Source organism: Pseudomonas sp. Hp2 (genome assembly GCF_006386585.1).
Classification (GTDB): domain Bacteria; phylum Pseudomonadota; class Gammaproteobacteria; order Xanthomonadales; family Xanthomonadaceae; genus Pseudomonas_S; species Pseudomonas_S boreopolis.
This window is the reverse complement of sequence record NZ_VAHJ01000001.1, coordinates 117,588-141,731: the sequence shown is the minus strand read 5'-3', so window position 1 is coordinate 141,731 and position 24,144 is coordinate 117,588. Positions and strand designations below refer to the sequence as shown.

The 24,144-nt window shown below is 69.4% G+C and carries 22 protein-coding genes; 21 read left to right on the top strand and 1 reads right to left on the bottom strand.

Features of this window, described 5'->3' with window-relative positions:
* Window positions 1-13 precede the first annotated feature (13 nt).
* The gene (locus FD678_RS00620) at window positions 14-532 is read right to left on the bottom strand and encodes a hypothetical protein (protein WP_140718679.1); all 519 of its coding nucleotides are present in this window, start codon (window positions 530-532) and stop codon (window positions 14-16) included.
* A 250-nt stretch (window positions 533-782) separates the two neighbouring features.
* On the opposite strand from FD678_RS00620, the gene FD678_RS00615 reads away from it, so the two are divergent.
* The 21 genes from FD678_RS00615 (at window position 783) to FD678_RS00515 (ending at window position 24,051) form a co-directional block, all read left to right on the top strand.
* The gene (locus FD678_RS00615; protein ID WP_372237519.1) at window positions 783-2,360 is read left to right on the top strand and encodes a ShlB/FhaC/HecB family hemolysin secretion/activation protein; all 1,578 of its coding nucleotides are present in this window, start codon (window positions 783-785) and stop codon (window positions 2,358-2,360) included.
* A 37-nt stretch (window positions 2,361-2,397) separates the two neighbouring features.
* Complete coding sequence (locus tag FD678_RS00610) at window positions 2,398-4,209, top strand: MotA/TolQ/ExbB proton channel family protein (protein WP_140718677.1); 1,812 nt, start codon at window positions 2,398-2,400, stop codon at window positions 4,207-4,209.
* Between the two features lie 9 nt (window positions 4,210-4,218).
* Entirely contained in the window at window positions 4,219-4,629 is a 411-nt protein-coding gene (locus FD678_RS00605; RefSeq protein WP_140718676.1) for an ExbD/TolR family protein, read from the top strand.
* Between the two features lie 6 nt (window positions 4,630-4,635).
* On the top strand, window positions 4,636-5,334 hold the full coding sequence (locus FD678_RS00600) for a TonB family protein (RefSeq protein WP_256661821.1): 699 nt from the start codon (window positions 4,636-4,638) through the stop codon (window positions 5,332-5,334).
* A gap of 49 nt (window positions 5,335-5,383) precedes the next feature.
* The gene (locus FD678_RS00595) at window positions 5,384-7,114 is read left to right on the top strand and encodes a putative porin (protein WP_140718675.1); all 1,731 of its coding nucleotides are present in this window, start codon (window positions 5,384-5,386) and stop codon (window positions 7,112-7,114) included.
* A gap of 53 nt (window positions 7,115-7,167) precedes the next feature.
* On the top strand, window positions 7,168-7,473 hold the full coding sequence (locus tag FD678_RS00590) for a hypothetical protein (RefSeq protein WP_140718674.1): 306 nt from the start codon (window positions 7,168-7,170) through the stop codon (window positions 7,471-7,473).
* A gap of 34 nt (window positions 7,474-7,507) precedes the next feature.
* Window positions 7,508-8,284 carry a SapC family protein gene (locus FD678_RS00585; RefSeq protein WP_140718673.1) on the top strand — a complete coding sequence of 259 codons (777 nt, stop codon included), beginning with the start codon at window positions 7,508-7,510 and terminating at the stop codon, window positions 8,282-8,284.
* Window positions 8,285-8,335: 51 nt separating this feature from the next.
* Window positions 8,336-8,935, top strand: coding sequence for an OmpH family outer membrane protein (locus FD678_RS00580; protein ID WP_140718672.1), 600 nt, complete (start codon window positions 8,336-8,338; stop codon window positions 8,933-8,935).
* A gap of 1,001 nt (window positions 8,936-9,936) precedes the next feature.
* Window positions 9,937-10,575 carry a hypothetical protein gene (locus FD678_RS00575; protein WP_177497483.1) on the top strand — a complete coding sequence of 213 codons (639 nt, stop codon included), beginning with the start codon at window positions 9,937-9,939 and terminating at the stop codon, window positions 10,573-10,575.
* Complete coding sequence (locus FD678_RS00570; RefSeq protein WP_140718670.1) at window positions 10,568-11,086, top strand: RNA polymerase sigma factor; 519 nt, start codon at window positions 10,568-10,570, stop codon at window positions 11,084-11,086. The genes FD678_RS00575 and FD678_RS00570 overlap by 8 nt, the downstream gene beginning before the upstream one ends.
* A 98-nt stretch (window positions 11,087-11,184) precedes the next feature.
* A complete protein-coding gene (locus FD678_RS00565; protein WP_140718669.1) occupies window positions 11,185-12,177 on the top strand; it encodes a FecR family protein in 993 nt (330 codons plus the stop codon).
* Window positions 12,178-12,342: 165 nt separating this feature from the next.
* Window positions 12,343-12,909 carry a transposase gene (locus FD678_RS00560; protein ID WP_140718668.1) on the top strand — a complete coding sequence of 189 codons (567 nt, stop codon included), beginning with the start codon at window positions 12,343-12,345 and terminating at the stop codon, window positions 12,907-12,909.
* A 144-nt stretch (window positions 12,910-13,053) separates the two neighbouring features.
* A complete protein-coding gene (locus FD678_RS00555) occupies window positions 13,054-13,647 on the top strand; it encodes a transposase (RefSeq protein WP_177497481.1) in 594 nt (197 codons plus the stop codon).
* Between the two features lie 132 nt (window positions 13,648-13,779).
* Window positions 13,780-14,220 carry a type II secretion system major pseudopilin GspG gene (gspG, locus tag FD678_RS00550; protein ID WP_372237516.1) on the top strand — a complete coding sequence of 147 codons (441 nt, stop codon included), beginning with the start codon at window positions 13,780-13,782 and terminating at the stop codon, window positions 14,218-14,220.
* A gap of 19 nt (window positions 14,221-14,239) precedes the next feature.
* Window positions 14,240-15,223, top strand: a complete 984-nt coding sequence (gene gspK, locus FD678_RS00545; RefSeq protein WP_140718666.1) for a type II secretion system minor pseudopilin GspK — start codon at window positions 14,240-14,242, stop codon at window positions 15,221-15,223.
* Window positions 15,220-16,449, top strand: coding sequence for a type II secretion system protein GspL (gspL, locus tag FD678_RS00540; protein ID WP_140718665.1), 1,230 nt, complete (start codon window positions 15,220-15,222; stop codon window positions 16,447-16,449). Before gspK ends, gspL begins: the two co-directional genes overlap by 4 nt.
* Window positions 16,446-17,021, top strand: coding sequence for a type II secretion system protein GspM (gene gspM / locus FD678_RS20510; RefSeq protein ID WP_177497479.1), 576 nt, complete (start codon window positions 16,446-16,448; stop codon window positions 17,019-17,021). The genes gspL and gspM overlap by 4 nt, the downstream gene beginning before the upstream one ends.
* Complete coding sequence (gspD, locus tag FD678_RS00530) at window positions 17,021-19,465, top strand: type II secretion system secretin GspD (RefSeq protein ID WP_140718663.1); 2,445 nt, start codon at window positions 17,021-17,023, stop codon at window positions 19,463-19,465. Before gspM ends, gspD begins: the two co-directional genes overlap by 1 nt.
* Window positions 19,466-19,555: 90 nt before the next feature.
* Window positions 19,556-20,980, top strand: coding sequence for a type II secretion system ATPase GspE (gspE, locus tag FD678_RS00525; RefSeq protein ID WP_177497563.1), 1,425 nt, complete (start codon window positions 19,556-19,558; stop codon window positions 20,978-20,980).
* A gap of 19 nt (window positions 20,981-20,999) precedes the next feature.
* The gene (gspF, locus tag FD678_RS00520) at window positions 21,000-22,205 is read left to right on the top strand and encodes a type II secretion system inner membrane protein GspF (protein ID WP_140718661.1); all 1,206 of its coding nucleotides are present in this window, start codon (window positions 21,000-21,002) and stop codon (window positions 22,203-22,205) included.
* A 562-nt stretch (window positions 22,206-22,767) separates the two neighbouring features.
* Entirely contained in the window at window positions 22,768-24,051 is a 1,284-nt protein-coding gene (locus FD678_RS00515; RefSeq protein ID WP_305955965.1) for a substrate-binding domain-containing protein, read from the top strand.
* Window positions 24,052-24,144: the final 93 nt, after the last annotated feature.

Genomic DNA, 24,144 nt, shown 5'->3' with positions numbered 1-24,144 from the left:
CGGCGGCGCGCGATCACGGTTTGCGGATCGCCGGCGGCAGCACCGGCGGTGCCGGTGGCGGGCGCTGCGGCAACGTGGACTTGCCGAAGGTATTGCCCATCCGCTGGCGCGTGGCTTCCGGATTGGCCAGCCCCAGCGCGGTCGAAGGACGCCTTGCGATCTCCTCCGAACGCAACTGCGCGGGCGACCGCGCGGCGTCGCCCGTGGAGGGCATGAGCAAGCCGCTCAGGCAGTTGTAGTCCCGCACCCGTTCGCCGTTGACCTCGATGTCGATGCAATGCCGATCCGGGATCTTCCCTGTCTTGCCGTGGCCAGGATCCTGCCGTGCCTGCGCGATGCCGCAGGTGGCGGGGACCAGCAACGCGATCAGCATGAGGCGGCGCATCGTCGTGGATGAGTGATGGGCGGTGAGCGCGATCGCGCCGGAAGCAGGCAGCGCGATGCTATGCCGAAAATGAAGGGCGGGAAAGTGCGTACCTTCAAACGTCGTGGACTCGGGGCAGCCGCACGTCGCCACCGCAAGCGGAAGCATCATGCCATTGGCTCGCGGGATGAAGATCCCGGCGTTGTAATCACTCGGAAACGTACGCCTGCTACCGGCCCCGGGTGGGCACGACGGCGCAAAAAATGTGTGCGGTTTCGGATAACTGAATCCGTCCTAAGTAAGGACGCGGCACAACCTCCACCGGTTGCCTGCCGACCATCGTTTTCGTTATCCGGATAACTGCCTGATGTCCGTAAAAAAGATAAGGCCGGCCGCCTCGGCGCTGGCTACCGGCCTGATGCTGGCGATGTGCTCGGCCGCGGTCCATGCCCAACAGGCGGAAGCGCCCGCGTCCGCGCCTTCCGGCGAAGGGAGCGGCACGGACACGCGCAAGGTCACCATCAACGAGTACATCGTGCGCGGCAACAGCGTGCTCGACGCACGCTCGATCGAGCGCGCCGTCACCCCGTACCTCGGCCCGGGCCGGACCCTGGAAGACGTGGAAGCCGCGCGCGCCGCACTGCAGGCGGCCTACCAGGAGCGCGGCTACCAATCGGTCTACGTCGATCTGCCCGAGCAGCAGGTCACCGGTGGCGTGGTCTTCCTGCAGGTGACCGAGACCAGGCTGGGGCAGGTCGAGGTCGTGGGCGCCAAGCACAACGATCCGGAAGCGCTGCGCGAGCGCGTGCCGTCGCTGCGCGCCGGCGAGGTCCCGGATTTCAACCGCGCCCAGCAGGAGCTGACCCGGCTGAACCGTACCGCCAAGCGGCAGGTGATCCCGCTGGTGAAGCAGGGCGGGCAGGCCGGCACGATGGACGTGCAGCTGAAGGTCGAGGACGAATCGCCCTGGCGCTTCAGCGCGTCGGTCAACAACGACCACAGCGCCGACACCTCCGCGCTGCGCTCGGTGGTGAGCGTCGGCAACGACAACCTGTGGCAGAAGGAACACGTGGCCTCGCTGACCTTCTTCGCCGCGCCGGAGGACCTGGACGAAGCCAAGGTGTGGTCGGGCTCCTATGCGCTGCCGCTGGGCAGCCCGGACTGGACGCTGGAGTTCTCCGGCTACACCTCCGACAGCGACGTGCTGACCGAAGGCAACACCAACGTCACCGGCCGCGGCCACGAACTGGGCGTGAAGCTCAGCCGCACCCTGGCCATGTCCGGGGCCTGGTGGCACCAGTTCTCCGTGGGCGTGGCGTTCAAGGACCGCAAGGAAGGGGTCGGCATGCTCGACCAGGAAACCCAGTACGTGCCCCTGAAGTACGCGCCGATCACGGTGGGCTACAGCGGCTTCATGCAGGGCGAGAAGAACCAGCTCGGCACCGGCCTGCAGGTCGTGTTCGGCACCCGCAACTTCCTCGGCTACGGCAGCGATGCGGACGCGTTCGACTGGGCGCGCTACAGGGCCGACCCGAGCTTCGTCGCGGTGAAGGCCGATCTCAACGACACGCTGACCCTGGAAAGCGGGGCGCAGTGGTATGCGCGCCTGTCCGCGCAGGTGAGCGACATCCCGCTGGTGTCGGGCGAGCAGTTCGCCGCCGGCGGCATGTACACCGTGCGCGGCTATCGCTCGGCCGAGGCGCTGGGCGACTACGGCGCGATCGGCTCGATCGAATGGCGCACCCGGCCGCTGGGATTGTGGGGCCTGCAGGACTGGCGCCTGTACGCCTACCTCGACGGCGCCTGGCTCAAGCTGCGCGATCCCTTGCCCGAGCAGGACGACGAGTTCTCGCTGGGCTCGATCGGCGTCGGCAGCAACTTCCGGCTCTACGACCACGTCAACGTCCGCCTCGACTACGGCTATCCGCTGACCGACGGCCCGACCACGACCAAGGGCGCGCACCGGCTGCATTTCAGCGTCGGCACCAGCTTCTGATTCCCGACTTCCACGCTCTATCTGGAGAACTCCGTCCATGCAACGTCTCTTGACCGCACTGTTGCTCCTGCTGGGTATCGCGATGTCCGGCGCGGCCAGCGCAGACACCTCGTGGTGGCAATCCGACTGGAAATACCGCAAGCCGATCACGCTCGATGCGGGCAGCGCGGGGCTGGCCGCCGGTGCCGGGAGGATGCCGGTGCTGGTGCGCCTGCATGCCGGCAACTTCGCCTTCGACGGCGTCGCGCCGGACGGCAGCGACATCCGCTTCGTCGGGGCGGACGGCCGCACCGTGTTGAACCACCAGATCGAGCAGTTCGACCCGGGCCTGGGCATGGCGCTGATCTGGGTCGACGTGCCGGCGGTCGGGCCGGGCCCGGCGCAGACGATCTGGATGTACTACGGCAACGACAAGGCGCCGGCCGGCGGCAGCGGCCAGCAGGCGTTCGACCCGGACTACAGTGCGGTCTACCACTTCGCCGAGCAGGAGGGCGCGGCGCGCGACACCACGGCCTATGCCAACAACGCGCGCAACGCGCTGCCGCGCGCCGATGGCGTGGCCATCGGCCGCGGCCTGAAGCTGGGCGGCGAGGCGATGGTGGTGCCGGCTTCGCCGTCGCTGGCGATCGCCGAAGGCGGCGCGTTCACGTTCTCGGCCTGGATCAAGCCCGAGCAACTGGCGCCCAACCAGGTGATCTACGCGCGCCGCGACGGGGCGGGTTCGCTGCGGGTGGGGCTGGACAACGGCACGCCGTTCGTCGAGGTGAACGGGGCGCGCGCCGCGGCGGGCAGCGCGCTCGCCGCCGGACAGCCTGCGGCGCTGGCGCTGGCCGCCGGCAACGGCCAGGTGCTGCTGTACGTCGGCGGCCGCGAGGCGGCGCGCCTGCCCGCCGCGTTGCCTGCGCTCAATACCGACACCTACATCGGCGGCGATGCCCCGGCGCCGGCGGCCGCCGACGGCGCCAGCGCCATCGTGCCGGGCGCCCCGTTCGCGGGCGCGATCGACGAGGTGCGCATTTCCAAGGCGGCGCGCCCGGCGGCCCTCATCCAGGCCGATGCGCTGTCGCAGGGCGGCGATTCGCGGCTGCTCGCGTTCGGCGAGGACGAGCAGTCGGCGGGCGTGAGCCATTTCGGCTTCATCCTCAAGTCGATGCCGGTGGACGCCTGGGTCGTGGTGGTCGTGCTGTTCCTGATGTTCCTGGTCTCGTGGGCGATCATGATCGCCAAGAGCCGGTATTTCGGCAGCGTGGACAAGGCCAACGAAGCCTTCACCGAGCAGTACCGCAAGGTCTCCGGCGACTCCATCACGCGCTTGAACGACATGGCCGGCGCCGGCCGGATCAGCCCGGAGATCCTGCAGCGCTCGACGCTGTGGAAGCTGTACCGGATCGCGATCGAGGAAGTGAAGGGGCGGCAGGCGCATACCGGCAGCCTGCGGCTGTCCGATTCGGCGATCGGCGCGATCCGCGCTTCGCTGGACGCGGAAGTGATCCGCGAGACCGAGCGCATGGCCAAGCGCATGAACTGGCTTTCGACGACGATCGAGGGCGCGCCCTATGTCGGCCTGTTCGGCACGGTCATCGGCATCATGCTGGTGTTCGCGGTGGCGGCGATGGCCGGCGCGGTCGACATCAACTCGGTGGCGCCCGGCATGGCGGCGGCGCTGTTGTGCACCGCCGCCGGCCTGGGCGTCGCGATCCCGGCCTTGTTCGGCTACAACTGGCTGTCGGCCCGCTCGGAGTCGATCTCGGCGGACATGGCGGTGTTCGTGGACGAATTCGCCGCGCGGCTGGCGGAAGAGTCCGAGGACGGCACGCTCGGCGCCGTCGCGCCTTCGGCCCAGGCCTGAGGACGCGCCATGGCCAAGCGGGCATTCGGCATCAAGAAGCGCGAGAAGGGCATCAACGTGACGCCTTTCGTCGACGTGCTGCTGGTGGTCCTGGTGATCTTCATCCTGACCAGCAACGCGACGATACCGGGGCTGGAGGTGAACCTGCCCAAGGCCAGCTCCAGCACGCCGCTGGAGAAACCCAAGACCAAGGCGATCACCATCGACAACGCCGGGCAGGTGTTCCTGGACGCGTACCCGGTCACGTTGCCCGAGCTGGAGGACCGGCTGCGCCAGGAGAAGGCGGTCAATGCCGATTTCCCGGTGATCGTGCGCGGCGACGCGCAGGTGCAGTACGCGCGCGTGGTGGAAGTGCTGGACCTGCTGCGGCGGATCGAGCTGAGCCAGGTCGGGTTGGTCACCGGCAAGCCGCAAGGGTGACCGGGCGTGAATTCCGAATCCTCCAACCCGACGGGATCGCCGCGCAAGCCGGCCGGATGGTGGCGGCCGGCGGCGGGCATGGTCCTGCTGCTGGCCGCGCTGGGGGCGCTGCTCTGGTATCTGCTGTTCAAGGACACCGCGACCACCAAGCGCCAGGTGCCCGACATGCCGATGCTGGCGTTGCCGCCGCCACCGCCCCCGCCGCCGGAACCCGAACCGGAGCCCGAGCCGGAACCGAAGCCGGAAGAGACCATGCCGGAACCGGAGCCGCTGGAAGAGGTGCCCAAGCCCACCGAGGAGGCGCCGACGCCGGATACCTCCGATCCGGTGACGATGGACGCCGATGCGCAGGCCGGCAGCGACAGCTTCGGCATCCAGAAGGGCAGCGGCGGCGGCTCCGTCGGCGCGGGCCCCGGCGGCGCCGGCAACGCGAGCTACGGGCGCTACCTGGGCTACGCGTTGCAGCAGGCCATCGCGCGCGACGAGCGCGTGCGCCGGCTGGCGTTCCAGTTGCAGCTCGATGTCTGGCTCGAATCCGACGGCACGATCAGCCGGGTCGAGCTGGTGCGTGGCAGCGGCAACCAGGAAGCCGACCAGGCCGTGCTCGAGGCCTTGCGCAACTACGGGAAGGTCGACGAGCGGCCGCCCGCGTCGCTGCCGTTCCCCGCGCGCGTGCTGGTGCAGGGGCGCCGCCCGGCCGGATGAACCGCGGCATCTCCGCCTTCCGATGAATTTCCTCTTGCGAGAACACCCGATGAAAAGTGCAGGACTCCACACGATCCCCGGTCCCGCCAAGCGCACCGCGCTGGTGGCAGCGCTCGGACTGGCGCTGGCGGCAGGCAACGTCCAGGCGCAGCAGGCGGCCGGGCACGAAAGCACGATGGTCAAGCTGATCCGCAGCCTCATCGACAGCGGCGCGCTCAAGCCCGAGGCCGGCCAGCTGCTGCTGCAGGAAGCCCAGCGCGAGGAGCGTGCGCAGGCCCCGGCGGCGGCCGCAGCGGTGCAGGCGCAGCCGGGCGACGTGCGCGTGCCGTACATCCCGCAGACCGTGCGCGACGAGATCCGCGAGGAAGTGAAGGCCGAGGTGCTGGCGCAGGCCAAGGACGAGCGCTGGGCCGCGCCGGACGCCGTGCCGGAATGGACCCAGCGCATCCGCGTGCAGGGCGACGTGCGCGTGCGCAACGAGTCGCGCCTGTACTCCGACCGCAACAGCGTCATCGAGGTCGATTGGCCGGCGATCAACAACGGCTCCGGCTACGACGTCAATTCCAATACCAACCTGCGGTTGCCGCCGCTGCGCAATACGCGCCAGGACCGCAACAACTCCTGGCGCATCCGCGGCCGCATCGGCATCGCCGCCGACCTGGGCGGCAATACCGAGGCCGGCATCCGCCTCGCCACCGGCAACGACAACGGGCCGGTCTCGACCACGCAGACGCTGGGCGGCGGACTGGACAAGAAGGACGCCTGGATCGACCAGGTGTGGCTCGCCTGGAAGCCGGTGGACTGGCTGCGCGTGGTCGGCGGACGTTTCGACAATCCGTACTGGTCCACCGAGACGCTGTTCTCCAACGACCTGAACTTCGACGGCATCGCGTTCCAGTATGCCGACAAGTTCGCCGGCGACGATCTCTCGCTGTTCGCGACCCTGGGCATGACCCCGCTGGAGTACTCCTCCGACGGCTTCCCCAGCACCAGCACGAACAAGCAGAAGAGCCGCGACAAGTGGCTCAACGGCTTGCAGGTGGGCGCGGAATGGGCGTTCTCGGACGCGCATCGCCTGCGCGGCGCGCTGGCCTACTACGACTTCCGCCGCGTCAACGGCCGCCTGTCCGAGCCCTGCGCGCTGTACGCGGGCGCCGACTACTGCAGCACCGACTGGACGCGCCCGGCGTTCATGCAGAAGGGCAACACGCTGATGCTGTTGCGCAACATCGCGCTGGATCCCGCCGATCCGGCCAATACGCCGCAGCCGCAGTACGTGGGCCTGGCCTCCGAGTTCGAGCTGCTCGACGTCAACCTGCGCTACACGCTGCCGGCGTTCGGCGGCTACGGCCTGCAGCTGGACGGCAACTGGATCAAGAACCTGGCCTACGATCCCAGGCAGATGTGGGAACGGGCGCAGGGCGGTATCGTCACCAATCTCGCCGCGGCTGCCGACGGCCAGCCGTCGTCGGCCGACATCAAGAGCGGCGACACGGCCTACCAGTTCCAGGCGACCTTCGGCGTGCTGCAGCCGGGCGCCATCGGCGACTGGAACGCCTGGCTCGGCTATCGCCGGGTCGATCCGGACGCGGTGGTCGATGCGTTCAACGATTCCGACTTCCACCTGGGCGGCACCAATGCCAAGGGCTACTACCTGGGCGCTTCGTACCTGTTCGGCAAGCGCGTCTGGGTGACCGGCAGCTGGTTCGCGGCCAAGGAAGTGTTCGGCCCGCCGCTGTCGATCGACGTGTTCCAGCTGGAGGTCAATGCCAAGTTCTAAAGGGGGCGCGTGGCCGGCGTTGAAGGCCGATCGATATACAGGGAGAAACATCGATGCGCACGCAAGAGAGAGTCATCAGCCTCAGGCGCCTGGCGAGCAAGCTGGGCGAGATCCTGATGTCGGGCGACCGTCCCATGGTGGTGACCCGGGACGGCATCCCGGTCGCGTTCTTCATCCCCGCGCGGGTGTGGAAGGCACAGGAGGATTCGGAGCTGTCGCGGCAACTCGTGCAACTGGTGCTGGATCGCGCCGGCCTGCCGAGGGAGGAAGTGCAAAAATCCATCGAGGCCGTCCAGCCCAGGAAACGCCGCCTGCTCAAGATGGCGCTGGCGGACGGCCACGGAGCCGGTCGCCCGTGACCGCTCCGGAAAACACATCGGAAACGGAGTAGGGATGAACGATCTCGCAAAAGCAGGAACCGGTACGGAAGCAGGGAACGCGGCGCCGCAGGCCGCGGAAACGAGCGAACGCCACGCCCAGGCCGCGCCGCTGTTCTATCGGCGGCCGGAACTGTTGAACGCCGCGATCCACGGGGCATGGCGGATCCGGCCCGCGGGCGTGGATTTCGCGGCCGGCGCGAACTCGGTACCGGTCATGGCCGGCGAGTTCGCCGCGGCCGCGCGCCACTATCCGCTGGTCTTCGCCGGCGCCGAGCGCATGCCGGTGGCCGTGCTCGGGCTGGAGCGGAGCAACCGGTTCGTCAAGGACGGCGCATGGCAGGCCGGCGCGTACGTGCCGGCCTACGTGCGACGCTATCCGTTCGTGTTCGCGCAGATGAACGAGGGCGACTACGCGCTGGCGATCGACGCCGAGTCCGCGATGGTGGTCAAGGACGGAAGCGAGGGGGCGCCGCTGTTCGAGGACGGCAAGCCTGCCGCGATCACCCAGCAAGCCTTGCAGTTCTGCGACGCGTTCACCCGCGAGAGCGCCGCCACGCAGGCGTTCGTCGGCGCATTGGAGCAGAACGGCCTGTTGCTCGAGCGTACCGCCAGCATCGCCTCGCCGCAGGGCGGCCGGACCACGCTGACGGGATTCTCGGTGGTGTCGGCCGAAGCGTTCGAGAAGCTGCCCGAGCAGGTCGTCGTCGAATGGCACCGCAAGGGATGGCTGGCGTTGGTGAACGCGCACCTGCTCTCACTGGCCGGCTTTGCCGACCTGCTGCCGGACTGACGGTCCCGCCTCGTTTCCGATGATTCGCGTATTGCCAGGAGATTTGCCGGAATGAAGAAGATCAGCCTCTGGATGGCCTTGGCGCTGCCGGCCGCGGCATCGCTGCCCTTGCCGGGCCTGGCCCAGGAAAGCGCCACCTCGCTGGGCGGCAGCGCGGTGCCCGGTGTATGCCTGTTGAGTCGCGAGGCGGTGTTCGCCAATGCCAAGGTCGGCAAGAGCGCCAACGAGAAGCTGCAGCAGTTCACCCGGACCGCGCAGACGGAGATCGGCGGCGAGCAGGCCGCGCTCGACCAGGAGATGGAGCGCCTGGGCCTGCGCCGGCCGGGCTTGCAGGAATCGCAGTTGAACGAACAGCAGCGCGCCGCGATGCAGAAGTTCAACGCGCTGCGCCAGAAGGCCGCCGAGCGGGGCCGCCAGATCGAAGCCACGCGGCTCAAGGCGATGCAACGCATCTCCGACGAGGCGCAGCCGGTCATCGCGCAGGTCTATGCCAGGCACAAGTGCGGTTTGCTGCTGGACCGCGGCAGCGTACTGGGCGGCAACCTGAGCAACGACCTGACCGCGGAGGTGGTCGCCGGGCTGGATGCGAAGATCGCCGCGCTGCCCATCGCACTGGAACCCGTGCCGGCCGCGGCAGGCGATACCAGATAGTCATGTGGCTGGGGTAAGGTCGCCGGAACTGCCCTGGAGAGCTGTCTTCAGCGAGAAAGCATGTTCATGCGGGACTTCCAGAAGGCCTACCGGAAAGCGCGCGGCTGGGGATGCTCGTCCCCGGTCGCATTGGGCGCTGCGATCCGTTACGCCATCACCGGCGACAGCGGCCGGTTCACGCCGCGGAAGGGCTTCCAGAGCTATCGCATCGTCAGGGAGCGCAAGGACGGGCCCGATTCCACGTCCTAGTTGATTGCTGCCTGCCGATCTTCGGTCCGATGGATGGGGACTGAGCCCTCGTGTTGTTCCTTGTGGAGGGACTCCAGTCCCGACGGGCCTTGCCGGTGCTGTCTGATCAGGCGATGCAGGCTTCCTTCCCCTTCGGGAGAAGGTGCCCGAGGGCGGGCGAGGGTACGGGCGGAGCCTCATGGTCTTCATGGTCGTCGCTCCCGCGAAGGCGGGAATCGGGGACGTTGTTTCAGCTTTTTGCTTCTTGCTTCGGAAGCAAGGGCTTTCGCCCCAAGAAGTCACGCCCCCGGGTCCCCGCGCCTTGCGCGCTACGCGCTCCGGGGCCGTCGCGGATAGGGCCGCGGTGAATCAAAGACGGAAAGCGCAAGCAACGGCAAGATCACGGGCGACAGCAACCGCCTGGCGTTGTTCATGGGCGTCGGCGTGGCCCTGGGCAGCATGAACAGGTTCCGGGAACGCCATCGCGATATTCCCGAGGTAGGAATGTCGCAAAAGTGCAACCTGGGCTTGCTAGGTTGTCGACGAGGAGCGGGGGGCACCGCCATTGCCGGCGGTGGTCGCCCGGCCATCCGATGGATGTCGAGTGTGGGGCCTGGGGTTGCGATGCGATGCAACGCCAGGCGTTCCACGAGGTGAATGTGGTCAGGACGTACGTTGCGCAAGCTTGCATGGGCTCGCTGGTCCTGGCGTGCGGGTTGGCTTGCGCGAATGCGTCCGGGGCAACGGGAGGGCAGTCGACAGGGGGGGATGTTGTGGCCGTGTCCGGGGCGGATGCCGAGGGCACCGTGGAGTTCGATATCCAGGCTTTGCCGTTGCAGGTGGCGCTGGAGCGCTACAGCAGCTTGACCGGGTGGTCGGTCCTCTACCAGGGCGCGTTGGCGCAAGGGAGGACTTCCAGGGCGGTCAAGGGGCGGTTCACCCCGGATGCGGGGCTGCGCATGCTGATCGACGGAACCGGGCTGATGCCCCGGCATTCCGGACCGGATCGGGTCGTGCTGCTGCCCACGGCGTCGGCGCCGGTGCGCAGCGTTGCGCCCGCCCGGACGCCTCCGGCGTACATCGCCTACTACGGCAGCGCGCAAGCGAACCTGCGCCGCAGGTTCTGCCAGGACGCGCGGCTCGCTCCCGGCGACTACCGGGCGGCGATCCAACTGGACATCGGCGGCGACGGCCGCCCGCGGCGCGTGAAGCTGCTCGACACCACCCGCGACCCCTCGCTCGATGCGGCCCTCGTGGAGACGATTTCGGCAACGGCATTCGAGGCCCCACCGGCCGGCATGCCGCAGCCGTTGACCTTGTTGATATTGCCAAAGACGGTCGCGCGTTCGGCGGATTGCCCCGGTGGGCGGAACGCGGCGCCTGTCACGGAGGAGGAAGCGGCTCATGGCTGACGGCATGGCGGACACGGCGGACCTCAGGGACTATCTCCTCGGGGCCTACGACGACCTGAGGGGACGGCTGGCGCGCCGCCTGGGATGCACGGAGCAGGCGAGCGACGCCCTGCAGGACGTCTGGCTGCGCCTGGCCACCCGCCCCGAGCAACGCGGCCTGGAAGCGGTGCGCAACCCGCGCGCCTACCTGCTGCGGATGGCCTTCAACGTGATGGTCGACCGGCAGCGGGCGGACAGCCGGCTGCTCAATGCCGAGGAAATCGATTCGCTGCTGAACCTGGCCGACCCCAATCCCGGCCCGGCCCAGTCGACCGAGGAGCGCCTCGAACTGGAGGCGCTGGCCGGCATCATCGAGCGCATGCCGGCGCGCCGCCGGCAGATCCTGCTCTCCGTGCGCGTGGAGGGCATGCAGCAGCGCGACGTGGCCGAGCGCCTCGGGGTGTCGCTGCGCCTGGTGCAGCGGGAGCTCAAGGCCGCCCAGGAATACATCGCGGCCCGCCTCGGCATTTAGATTTCGTGCGTATTGCACGCGCTCGATCCGTCTACAGTTAGGCGAGACATCGAGCGAACAGGTGGCCCCGGCGTGCCCGGGCGCCGCAGAAGAACCCCATGAACCCATCGGACGAGCGGATCCGTACCGTCAGCCCCCTCGAGCGGGAGGCCTATGCCTGGATCGCCCTGCTTACCTCGGGCCAGGCCACGGCGGCCGACGCCGATGCCCTGAAGGCCTGGTGCGCCATCAGCGAGGAGCACCGGGCGGCGTTCGCCAAGGCGCAACGGCTCTGGCGGCAGATCGGCAGCGCCGGCCAGGACGTGGCCAACTGGAAGCCGCTGGCGGCGCCGGGAGCGGCTCGCGGAAGGGGCGGGCCGCTGTTGCGGCGGCGGGCGTTCATCGGTGGCGCGCTGGCCGCGCCGGCCGCCCTGGTGGCGCTCGCGGCATGGCGTCCGCCGCTGGGGCTGTGGCCATCGCTGGACGAACTGCGCGCCGACTACCGCACGTCCACCGGCGAGCGCCGGCAGGTGCAGCTCGCGGGCCGGGCGGTGGTCGAGATGGACGCCCAGACCAGCCTGCGCGTCGCCGACGGGCCCGTGCAGGCCATGGAACTGGTCGCTGGGCGCGCCGGCGTCCGGTTGTCGGGCGCGCGTCCTTTCACCATCCGTGCGGGCAACGGCTGCGTGGTGCTCGACAGCGACGGCGCGCGCGTGGATGTCTGGCGCAGCGGCGAACAGGTCCAGGTGAGTTGCCTGGCCGGCACGGCGCGCGTCGAGCATGCAGGGCCGCACGTGCTGAACCTGCAGGCACGCCAGCAGGTGGCGTATACGCGCGATGCGATCGGCGGGCTGGTGGCGGTCGACCCGGCGGACGTGGCGGCGTGGCAGCAGGGCGTGCTGGTGTTCCGCCAGGCCGCGCTCGCGCAGGTCGTCGATGAGCTCAACCGCTATCGACCGGGCCGCGTGGTGATCCTCGACGACCAGGTCGCCCGCCAGCCGGTCAGCGGGCGGTTCAGCGTCGACGATCCGGATGCGGTGATCGAACAGCTGCGGCTGGCATTGAACCTGGACGTGCACGCCTATCCCGGCGGCGTCGTTCTGCTGGCGTGAAGGCGCGCGGGACGAACGCCCTCGTTCGTCTTCGCCGCGCGGGATACGTCTCCAGTGGATGGCACGTTCCAGTGCGGGCATGGTGTCGCCGCCGAAACCGCCGGCGCGGGCCGCTGCGGTTGCGAAGCGCCGGATAAGGAGGTACCGGTAGTGCGAAAGTCGGAAGTGAGCGCCGTCGATCTCAGGCGCAGCCTGTCGGCGTTCCTGGATTCGGCCTGGCGCGAACCCTTGCTGGTGACGCGCTACGGCATGCCGTGGGTGTGGATCCTTTCGGACGCGACATGGCGGCAGCAGCACCAGCACCTGCGTTTCTCGCAGGAAGACCACCCGCTGGTGCCGGTGCGCAAGCACGTCGACGAGGTGCTGGAGCAGGAAGTCGCCCTGATGAGGCGCCTGTTCCGTACCAGTCCGCTCGGCACGACGCCCGAGCCGCTGTTCCGCGCCTTGGTCCTGCAGGCGATCTATTCGTTCGGCAGCGTGGCGCTCCTGCACGAGCAGATCGTCCACAACCGCCTGTTCGGCTGGTTCGTCGGCTTCGACAGCGTGCTGCTGGAAAGCTGGAAGCCCGCGCAGTTGGCCGACGGCCTGCGCAACGTGCTCGACGACGAAGGAGCCGTCGATCTGGTGGGACTGTTGCTGCAGGAGCTTCCGATTGGTGACGTGCTGCGCAGTTCCGGTCTCGCGATGGAGGCCGATGCGATGAAGCACTGGCGTTCGCGGCTTCCCTGGTGATGCCGGCGGCGGCATCGCCGCGTCGTTGCGTGTCGCTCGCGGCCGGCGCGATCCGTCTTCATGGGGAGGGGCCCGGCCGGCGATGGCGGGCCCCATGCCATCACATGGGGCGCAGCGCGTATGGACGAGTTTCCCAGAGTCACGATGCTGGAGATGGATCGCTCGCTGACGCGGATACTGAAGTCGGCCCAGCGCGTTCCCGTTTCGGTATGCCGCTACGGCAAGCCCTGGGTGTGGATCGTCTCGCACGAGACCTGGTTGAACACGGTCCGCGGAGCGAGCCCGGTTCCCGACCGGCATCCGCTGGCGGCGTTGCGCGCGCATCTCGACGCGCGCATGCAGGAGAACGCCGCATCGCTGCACGCGCTCGCGGGCCAGCAGCAGGGCGACGCGGACATCGCCGCACGGCTGCGCGCGTTGATCCTGCAGCGCGTCTACGGCATCGAGAGCGCTCGATTCCTGCAGGAGCAGCTCCGCCACAACGCGTTGTTCGAGGGGTTCGTCGGCCTGGAGCAGGCCGAGGTGGACCGGCCCGGCTTCGTGGGCGAACTGGCGCGCCTGTCCCGCCATCCCGATGCATGGGCGCTGATCGAGCTCTTGCTCGCGCGCGCGCCGCTGGAGCGGTTCGTCTCCGAACTCGGGCTGGTGCATGCCATCCACATGGAGATCGCGACGCCCCGCGCGCTGCGCGAGGAAGCACCGGAAGGCGGCCGCCGCGCCGAGGTCAGGGCGGCATGAACGCGCCACGATCCGTGCGCGCCTTTCGCGGCCGCGTTCGCAGCGCGTTCTCCAAACCTTTTTTTACCGTTCTGACACACGCACCTGCAAGGATCGCCGAGCGGGTTTTTCTGGCGCACCGAGGACAGTGAGATGGATATCGTCCGTACCGGCATTCCCATGGGCCCCGGCGCGCCGCGGCAACGCGGCTTCAGCCTGATCGAGATCATGGTGGTGGTCGTCATCATCGGCATCCTGGCGGCGTTGATCGTGCCCCGGTTGATGGACCGGCCCGACCAGGCGCGCGCCACGGCGGCGCGCCAGGACATCGCCGCGCTGATGCAGGCGCTCAAGCTGTATCGCCTGGACAACGGCCGCTATCCCACCAACGAGCAGGGCCTGCAGGCGCTGGTGAACCCGCCGGCCGGCGGTGCGCAGCCTTACCTGGAACGCTTGCCGCCGGACCCCTGGGGCCATCCGTACCAATACTCGAACCCGGGCCAGAACGGCGAGATCGACGTGTTCTCGCTCGGTGCCGATGGCAAGGCCGGCGGGGAGAAGGCGGATGCGGACATCGGTTCCTGGCAGTTGTGATGCGTCGCCTGTCGGTGCAATGACGCCCGGTTCGCGCGCATGCCGCGGGCCGCGTGCCGGCCAGCGCGGCATGGCGGTCGTCGCCGCACTGATCGTGGTCGCGCTCGTGGCGGTGATCGCCGCCGGCGTGGCGGTGCGGCAGGCCGCGTTCATGCGCATGGTGCAGGGCGACCAGTCGCGGGTACGGGCGCAGTGGCTGGCGCGCGACGGCGTGGCGCAGGCCATGGCCGTGCTGCGCGAGGACGCGGCGCGCAACCCGTTGACGCGGCTGGATGGCGAGTGGGCCAGGCCGCTGCGCGCGGTGCGTTCGACCGATCGCGCCACCGGCGAGGTGGTGCTGCGGATCGAGGACGAGCAGGGCAAGTTCAACCTGCGCAACCTCGTGCGCACGGGAAAAGTGGATGCCGACGAGGTGGCCGCCTTCCTGCGCCTGTGCAGGGAGCTGGGCGTGAAGCAGGACGTCGCGGACCGGATCGTCGGCCGGGTGGTCGCCAGCGTGGCCTTGCAACGCCCGCATGGCGGCGAGGACGCAGGCGATGCCGCGGATCCGGCAGACGTGCCGGTGGCACTGGCCGTGGCGCGGCAACCGCTGCCGCGCACGCTCGACGACCTCGGCACGCTTGCGGGCGTGGACGCGGGCGTGCTGGCGCGGCTACGCCCGTATGTCACCGTGTTGCCGGAGAACACCTGGATCAACGGCAACACCGCCAGTGCGGAAGTGATCGGCGCCGGCGTTCCCGGGCTGACGCCGGAACGCGCACGCGAAGTGCTGCAGGAACGCGACCGCGGGCGCTGGTTCGTCAACCGCAGCGATTTCATCAACCGCCTGCGCCTGCGCGACCTGCCGGTGGACGAGTTGCGCGTGACCATCGTGAGCCAGTGGTTCCAGGTATCGGGCACGGTGGCGGTGGATGGCGCGCAGGTGCCGGTACAGGCGCTGGTGCGCCGGAGCGTCCGTGCCGGGCGCGAACCCCAGCTCGTCTGGCTGCGGATGGGCGCATGAGCCGCCGCGCCGCATTGCGCCTGGCATTGCCGCCACTGGCGGCGCTGGCGCTCGGTTCGCGGGTGTGCGGCGCACTGCGCGGCCGCGATGGCAACTGGGCCGAGGGAGCGTGGTCCTTGGCCGAAGCCGGGCAGCGCTGGCCCGGCGGCCGCGTGCAGGCCGTGCTGCATGCGGACGACCTGATCCTCGTGCGCATCGCCGTGCCGCCCTTGACCGGCGCGCGCCTGCGCGCGGCGGTGCGTAGCGAAGTCGAAGCGCTGATGCTGGACGATCCCGGCGAGGTCGCTTTGGCGCATGGCCCGCGCGGCAGCGACGGGCGCGTATCGGTGGCGTGGGTGTCGCGCACGGCGCTGGCGCGCGCCGCCGGCGTGTTCGCCTCGTGCGGGCTGGTGCTGGACCGGCTCTATCCCACGCCGTTCTTCCTGCCTGCCGCCGGCGACGGGTGGACCGCGCAAAAGGTGGACGCCGGGATCGTGGTGCGCTGTGGCGAGGACATGGGCTTCGTGCAGCCGGCCGAGGCGATGGACGATGCGACGCTGTCGGTGTTGGTGGCGGCCGTCGAGCGCGAGGCCCCGGCCACCCTGGACTGGATCGGAGCGCCGCCGCAGGGCTTGCCCGGGCGCGTTCCGGTGCCGGTCCGGTCCATGCCGGCCGGACAGGCATGGTCCGGCCATGCGCCCGACTGGTCGCTGCCGGTGCCGGCCACCGCGGCCGTGGCTTCGCCCGGGCGCTGGCGCAAGCCGCTGCTCTGGTGCGCGGCCGCGCTCGTGGTCGGCCTGGGCGGATTGAACCTGTATGCCGCGCGCCTGGCGATGGAAGGCGAGCGGCTGCGCGCGCAGATGGCGCAGCGGGTCATGCAGGCGTTCCCTTCGCTGCCGAGCGTGATCGATCCGCTGCAGCAGGCGCGCCGGCAGGTCGCAGCCGAACGCGCCGGCGCCGCCGCAGGCACGACCTTCACCGCGCTGGCCACGGCGAGCGCCACCGCATTGCCGTTCCTCGCCGGGCAGGTGCAGGAGCTCCACTACGCCCCGGGGCAACTCGTGCTGCGGTCCATGGAAAGAAGCGATCCCGGTGCACCCAAGGCGACGGAGCCTCCACCCTGGGCGTCGGCGGCGCAGGCGGCCGGCATGCAGGTCGAAGCGACGGACGATGGATGGCGCATTCGCCAGGGCGCAGACGCGTCGCCGGCGCCTGCCGAGGGCAACGAGCCCGGAGGCCAGGCATGAAGTTGCTGCCGGCACTGCATGGAGCGAATGGCGCAGGGCGATCTTCCCTGCGCGATGCGATCGCCCCGTTGCGAACCTACTGGCGCGGCCTGGCCAAGCGGGAGCAGCGGATGCTGCTGGCCGGCGGCCTTGCGGTGGCGCTGGTGACCACGTGGTGGGTGTTGGTCGAGCCGGCGCTGAAGTCGATCGCGTACTGGCAGGAGGAACTGCCGCGGCTGCGCTCCCAGGCCACGGCCCTGGATGGCGTGCTGAAGGAGCGGCAAGTCGCCGTGGCCGCGCCTGCCATGCCGGACGCGATCCGGCGCAGCCTCGATGCGAGCGGGCTCGCGGGGCATTACGAACTGGCTTCTTCGCGGGGGCAGGCCGGTTCGCCGATGGCATGGGAGCTGAAGTTCTCGCAGGCGCCGGCCGGGGCGCTGGTCGGTTGGCTGCTGGCGGAACCGCCGCGACTGGCCGCGGCGTTGGCCGAAGTGGAACTGGCCCGTGCCGGGACCTCCAACAACGATGGACAAGGCGCGGTGCTCTCCGGGCGGGTTCGCCTGGGCATGGCACCGGCAGGGGAATCGCGGTGATGCGTGGATGGAAGTGGGGCGGGGCGGTCGCGTTGAGCCTGTTCGTCGCGGTCGCATCTTCGGTCGTGGCCAAGGAGCCGGTGGAAGAGATCGACGACCAGGTGCGGCTGAACCTGGTGGATACCGACATCGGCGCGGTGCTGCGCCTGGCGGCGCGCTTCACCGGGCGCCAGTTCCTGATCGATCCGCGCGTGAAGGGGCAGCTGACGCTGGTGTCGGACGGTCCCGTCTCCTACGACAAGGCCTACGAACTGCTGCTGGGCGCGCTGCGCCTGCAGGGCTATACGGTGGTGGACGTGGACGGCGTCAGCCGCGTGCTGCCGCAGGCCGACGCCAAGCTGCACGGCGGCCCGGTCGGAAGCGCGAAGGGGCCCGGCGGCGAGATCGTCACCCGCACGTTCCAACTGAACTACGAGAACGCCGCCAACCTGGTGCCGGTGCTGCGGCCGATGATCGCGCCGGACAATCCCATCACCGCCTATCCCGGCAACAACACGCTGGTCATCACCGATTACGCGGACAACCTCGACCGGATCGCGCGGGTCATCGCCAGCATCGACACGCCGGTATCGCTGGATACCGAGGTGGTCAAGCTGCGCCATGGCATCGCCGTGGACGTGGCGGCGCTGGCCGCGCAACTGCTCGACTCGCAGCAGGGCAACGATCCAACCCAACGCATCCTGGTGGTGGCCGACCCGCGTTCCAACAGCGTGGTGGTGCGCGCGAGCAGCCCGGCGCGCACGCGCCTGGCGCGCGAGTTGATCGGCAAGCTGGACGAGGCCCAGACCGACCCCGGCAACCTGCAGGTGGTGTACCTGCGCAACGCACAGGCGGTGCACCTGGCCGGCGTGCTGCGCGGCCTGCTGACCGGCCAGAGCGACGCACCGGCCGCCGGCACCGATCCGGTACGCGAAGCGCTGGGCGCCAACGGCGCCATCTCGGGCAACAGCGGTTCCGGGTCGTCCAGCGCCAACGCCACCAACAACGGCAACGCCGGCAACACGGGCAGCGGCCTGCGCGGCGGCACGCAACCCTCGGCCACCGCGAGCGGCGCCACGCCGTCGGGAACCGGCCAGACCGACACCGCGTTCTCCGCCGGCGGCGTCACCGTGCAGGCGGACGCCACCACCAACACGCTGATCATCTCCGCGCCGGAGCCGATGTACCGCAGCCTGCGCAAGGTGATCGACCAGCTCGACCAGCGCCGTGCGCAGGTACTGGTCGAGAGCCTGATCGTCGAGGTCACCGAGAACGACACCGGCCGGCTCGGCATCCAGTGGCTGACCGGCAACGGCCGCACCTTCGGTGGCGCCAACTTCGGCGGCAGCGGGATCAACAAGAACGGCGCCACCACGATCGACGTGCTGCCGGAAGGCTTCAACATCGGCGTGCTCGACGGCACCATCAGGCTGCCGGGCATCGGCGAGGTGCTGAACCTGAAGGTGCTCGCCAACGCGCTGCAGAGCCGCAACGGCGCCAACATCCTGTCCACGCCCAACCTGATGACGCTCGACAACGAACCGGCCAGCATCATGGTCGGGCAGACGGTGCCCTTCGTCACCGGCCGCTACGTCACCAACAGCGGCGACGGCAGCAGCAATCCGTTCCAGACCATCGAGCGCGAGGACGTGGGCCTCAAGCTCAACATCCGCCCGCAGATCTCCGAGGGCGGCACGGTCAAGCTGGACATCTACCAGGAGGTCAGCAGCATCGACCAGCAACTGTCCAGCGACAGCGGCGTCGTCACCAACAAGCGCGCGCTGGATACCAGCGTGCTGCTGGACGACGGGCAGATCATGGTGCTGGGCGGGTTGCTGCAGGACAACGTCAGCAGCGGCCGCGACGCGGTGCCGGGGCTGGGCCGCCTGCCATTGCTGGGGGGACTGTTCCGCAGCGAGAACCGCAACCGGGTCAAGACCAACCTGATGATCTTCCTGCGCCCGCACGTGGTGCGCGATACCCAGGCGGGGCGCAGCCTCACGCTGGACCGCTACGAGTTCATGCGCCAGGTGCAAGGACGCGCGCAGCCGGGCAAGCATTGGCTGCTGCCGGAAATGCAGGCGCCCTTGCTGCCGCCCTCGGGCGTCCCCTTCGCGGCGGCGCACGACCTGCGTGCGCAGCCCCGCGCGACGGGCGCGTCGGCCACGGCGGCGGCCGCGAGTGGCGAACCGGCGCCGCAGGTCACCGGCGACCTGCAGGCGCTGTATGGCGCGGACGGCGCCATGCAGGTCGTGCAGTTCGCATCCGCGCCCGATCGCGAACAGGCCGACCGGATCGCACGGCAGGCCCAGGCCGGCGGCGTGCAGGCCTATGCGGCGGCGGCGCCCGATGGCCGGCGCTACTGGTTGCGTACGCAGGTCGCGCGCGATCCCGCCAGGCTGGATGCCACCGTGGCGCTGCTGCGGCGCATGGGTTACCAGCCCGAGCTGGTCATGGAGCCCTGAACCATGGAACCGGAGCTGACGGCGGGTCCTGCCCCCGGGCTCGTGCCGGCCGAAGGCGCGAGCGAGGGCGCTATCGCCGCCGCACCGGCGTTGCAGATGCTGCCCTACGCCTGGGCGAAGGCGCAGCGCGCCTTGCTGCGTTCCACCGCCGGCGGCCCGGAACTGCTCGTCGGTGCCGCGACCCCGGGCTGGGCCATCGCCGAGGTGCGGCGCAGGGTGGGAACCTTGCGCACGCTGCGGATCGACGATGCCGAGCTGGAGCGGCTCATCGCCGCCGCGTACGCCGATGCCGGCGACGCCGCCTCGGTGGTGGTGGCGGCCGAGAACGAGGCCGACCTCGACCGCCTGATGCAGGACATCCCGGAGATCACCGACCTGCTCGAAGCGCAGGACGACGCACCGGTGATCCGCATGATCAACGCGCTGCTGGCGCAGGCCGCGCGCGACGGCGCCAGCGACCTGCACATCGAACCGTTCGAGACCCGCTCGGTGGTGCGCTATCGCGTGGACGGCACCTTGCGCGAGGTGGTGCATCCGCGCAAGGCGCTGCATGCGGCCTTGATCTCGCGCATCAAGATCATGGCGCACCTGGACATCGCCGAGAAACGCCTGCCGCAGGACGGGCGGATCACGCTTCGGGTCGGCGGGCGCCCGATCGACGTGCGCGTCTCCACCGTGCCGACCGGCCATGGCGAGCGCGCGGTGCTGCGCCTGCTCGAGAAGGACGCCGGCCGCCTGCAGCTGGAGCGCCTGGGCATGGCGCCGGAGACGCTGGCGCGCTTCACTTCGCTGATCCGGCAGCCGCACGGCATCGTGCTGGTCACCGGCCCGACCGGCAGCGGCAAGACCACCACGCTCTACGCCGCGCTGGGCCAGCTGGATACGGCGACGACCAACGTGCTCACCGCCGAGGACCCGATCGAGTACGACTTCCCCGGCATCGGCCAGATCCAGGTCAACGCACGCATCGGCATGACCTTCGCGGCCGCGCTGCGCGCGATCCTGCGCCAGGACCCGGACACGATCATGATCGGCGAGATCCGCGACCTGGAGACGGCGCAGATCGCGGTGCAGTCCTCGCTGACCGGCCACAGCGTGCTGGCGTCGCTGCACACCAACGACGCCGTCTCGGCGGTCACCCGCCTGACCGACATGGGCGTGGAGCCGTTCCTGCTGGCCTCCTCGCTGCTGGGCGTGCTGGCGCAGCGCCTGGTCCGGCGGCTGTGCCCGGATTGCAAGCGGCCGGAGCTGCTCGCGGACGGCCGCACCGTCCATCGCGCGGTGGGTTGCGCGGCCTGCGGCCATACCGGCTATCGCGGCCGTACCGGCATCCACGAGCTGTTCGTGGTGGACGACGAGGTGCGGCGCCTGATCCACGAAGGCAGGGGCGAGCAGGCCCTGCGCGCCGCGGCGATGCAGGCCGGGATGCGCAGCATGCGCGAGGACGGGGCGCGCTGGATCGCGGCCGGCATCACCTCGCCGGAAGAGATCCTGCGGGTGACCGGCGACGGCTGAACGGAGGCGAGGGAAGGACATGCCGACATTCCAGTACGAAGCCGCCGACGCGACCGGCAGGATCGAGCGCGGCGCGATCGAGGCCGACGGGCAGCGCGCCGCGCGCGCGCGCCTGCGCGAGCGCGGCCTCACCGCGCTCAGCGTGGCCGAGGCACGCGCGCGCAATGTCGGCACCGGCATGCTCGGGCCGCGCCTGTCCAGCAGCGAACTGGCCTGGGCCACGCGCCAGCTGGCCAGCCTGCTGGCCGCGCGCCTGCCGCTGGAAGCGGCGCTGACCGCGACCCTGGAGCAGGCCGAGCGCCGGCACCTGGTCCAGGTGCTGACCGCCGTGCGCGCGGAGGTGCGCGCCGGCCAGCGTCTGGCCGATGCGCTGGCGATGCAGCCGCGCGATTTCCCCGGGATCTATCGCGCCCTGATCGGCGCCGGCGAGGACTCCGGCGACATGGCGCGGGTGATGGAGCGGCTGGCCGACTACATCGAGGAGCGCAACGCCCTGCAGGCCAAGGTCACGACCGCCTTCGTCTACCCCGCGGTGGTCACGCTGGTCTCGGTCGGCATCGTCGTCTTCCTGCTCAGCTACGTGGTGCCGCAGGTCGCCACCGCCTTCACCCAGGCCCGGCAGGCGTTGCCGCTGCTGACGCGCGCGATGCTGGCCGCGAGCGCCTTCGTGCGGGAGTGGGGCTGGGCGGCGCTGTTGGCCATGGCCGCCATGGTAGGTGCGTGGCGATTCTCGCTGCGCGCGCCGTCCCGGCGGCTGGCCTGGGATGGCGTGTTGCTGCGGATGCCGCTGCTCGGGAAGTTCGTGCTCGGCGTGAACACGGCACGCTTCGCCTCCACCCTGGCGATCCTCGTGGATGCGGGCGTGCCGCTGCTGCGCGCGCTGGACGCCGCGCGGCAGACGCTCGGCAACGAGCGCCTGCGCGCCTGCGTAGCGGACGCCACCGCGCGCGTGCGCGAGGGCGTGCCGCTGGGCGCGGCCCTGCAGGCGCAGGCGATCTTCCCGCCGGTATTGACCCACCTGACCGCCAGCGGCGAGAAGACCGGTGCGCTCGCGCCCATGCTCGATCGCGCCGCACAGACGGTCTCGCGCGAGATCGAACGGCGCGCCATGGCGTTCACCTCGCTGCTGGAACCGCTGATGATCCTCGGCATGGGCGGCGTGGTGCTGTTGATCGTGCTGGCCGTGCTGTTGCCGATCATGGAAATGAACCAGCTCGTCCAATGAGGTCCGCGCTGCGGGCACGACGAGCGCCGTCGCGCATCTGCATGCGCGAACGCGCGGACCAGGGACTCGGTGCAACGCCGTCGTTCCCGCGAAGGTTGGAACCCAGCGACTTCTGCTCCTGGAAGCCAGTACATCGGGTTCCGCGTCGCCGGGACGACAAGGGACATCAACCAGCGCTGCGCCCTCGGCAATCCTGGCGATGCTTGCGTATCCCGCTCTCGCCAAGCGCTGAGTCCAACAAGTACGCGCGTCATATTTTCCCGGAAATTTCCAGACATTCTTTAGCCGAACCGTCATGTGCATGCACGGCGGAATGAGCGTTTTCGCTGGATGTTCGAGAGGTTGATGCTTCCAGGCCATGTCGCCGGGCATGGATTTTCGAAAAAGGAATCGAGAGTTCCAAACAACGCGGCCGCACTCCAAACAATTTTTTGCCTTGCTGTCATCCGGGCGGCCGAGCATGGGCCCGTCGTCGACAGAGCATGTCGGGAGGAGATCGGCGACGGGGCAACCCTTTTTCCTCTCTCACGCGGTTTCGACTTTCACGTAGAACCAATCGGAGATGATCATGTTCAAGCACAACAAGCGGATGGCCGCCGCGCTGGCCCTGGGCCTGCTGTCGGTGGCGGGCGTCGCCTCGGCGCAGTCGGGCAACACCGCCGTGGGCGGTGGCGCCACCCTGCCTGAAGATCTGTACGACGAGATTCTTCCCAGCGGCGTCGGTCAGACCGCCTTCACCTATACCGGCACCGGCAGCGGCGCGGGCAAGGCGAACTTCCTGAATGACAACCCGCAGTTCAATGCCAGCAATTCGAACTCCTGGTTCCGCAACGAATCGGCTGGCGGCAACCCGCCTCCGGCGTGGGCGTCGACCGTCACCGTGCACTTCGCCGGTAGTGACTCCGTGCTGAGCCCCACCGAAATCAGCACCTATAACGATCAGTACAACAGCCAGGATGGCTCCCCGGCGACCATTGCCAACTACGGCAACCTTGTTCAGATCCCGTCCGCGGCCACTTCGGTCACCGTCCCGTTCAACAAGGCCGGCAGTGCGCTGGACCTGAATGTGACCGCAATCTGCGGCATCTTCTCCGGCAAGTTCACCAACTGGAACCAGGTCCCGAATTCCGGTCGGACCGGTACCATCACGGTGGTCTACCGCGACGAGAGCAGCGGCACCAGCGAACTGTTCACCCGCTTCCTGACGGCAGCCTGCTCGGCTTCGGACGTTGCGGGTACCACGCTTAAGACGGCCGGCAGCCCTGCCGCTCCGGCTTTCTCGGTGCAGTCGACCTTCCGCAACGTGTTCGTCAACAACACCACGCCGGCCAACTTCGTATCGGCCGTGGGTGGCACGGCGGTCTACAACCAGGTCTACGCCGTTGATGGCCGTATCGGCTACGTCGGCCCGGACGTGATCCCGGACGTGACCGATGCGACCAAGGTCGCCAAGGTCAAGGGCTTCTCGCCGAACGAAGTGAGTGTACAGGCCACGCTCGACACCGTTGCGCCGCCGACCGGTGCCGCCGCGGCCAATCCGGCCAACTGGGTTCCGACCTTCGGCAATCCTTCTGCTGGTTATCCGATCGCGGGTTACACCAACCTGATCCTGGGCCAGTGCTATGCCAATGCTACGGTCGCCAGCAATCTGCTGACTTTCCTGCGCAAGCATTACAACGCTATCGTCGCGTCCAGCAACGATGCCGCGATCCGGGCCCATGGTCTCATTCCGTTGACTTCGACCTGGAAGACCGCGATCCGCAACCGCTTCACCGTTGCGGGCGCGCCGCAGCTGATTGGCGACACCGCCAACGGCTGCGCCGGCGTCCCGGGCCGTCCGCTCTGATCGCACTGGAAGGACGTCGCTAATCGGGCCAGGGATGGCCTGTCATCCAGCCGGCAGTGGCCATCGGTCGCTGCCGGCTTTGCCAGTTTCATT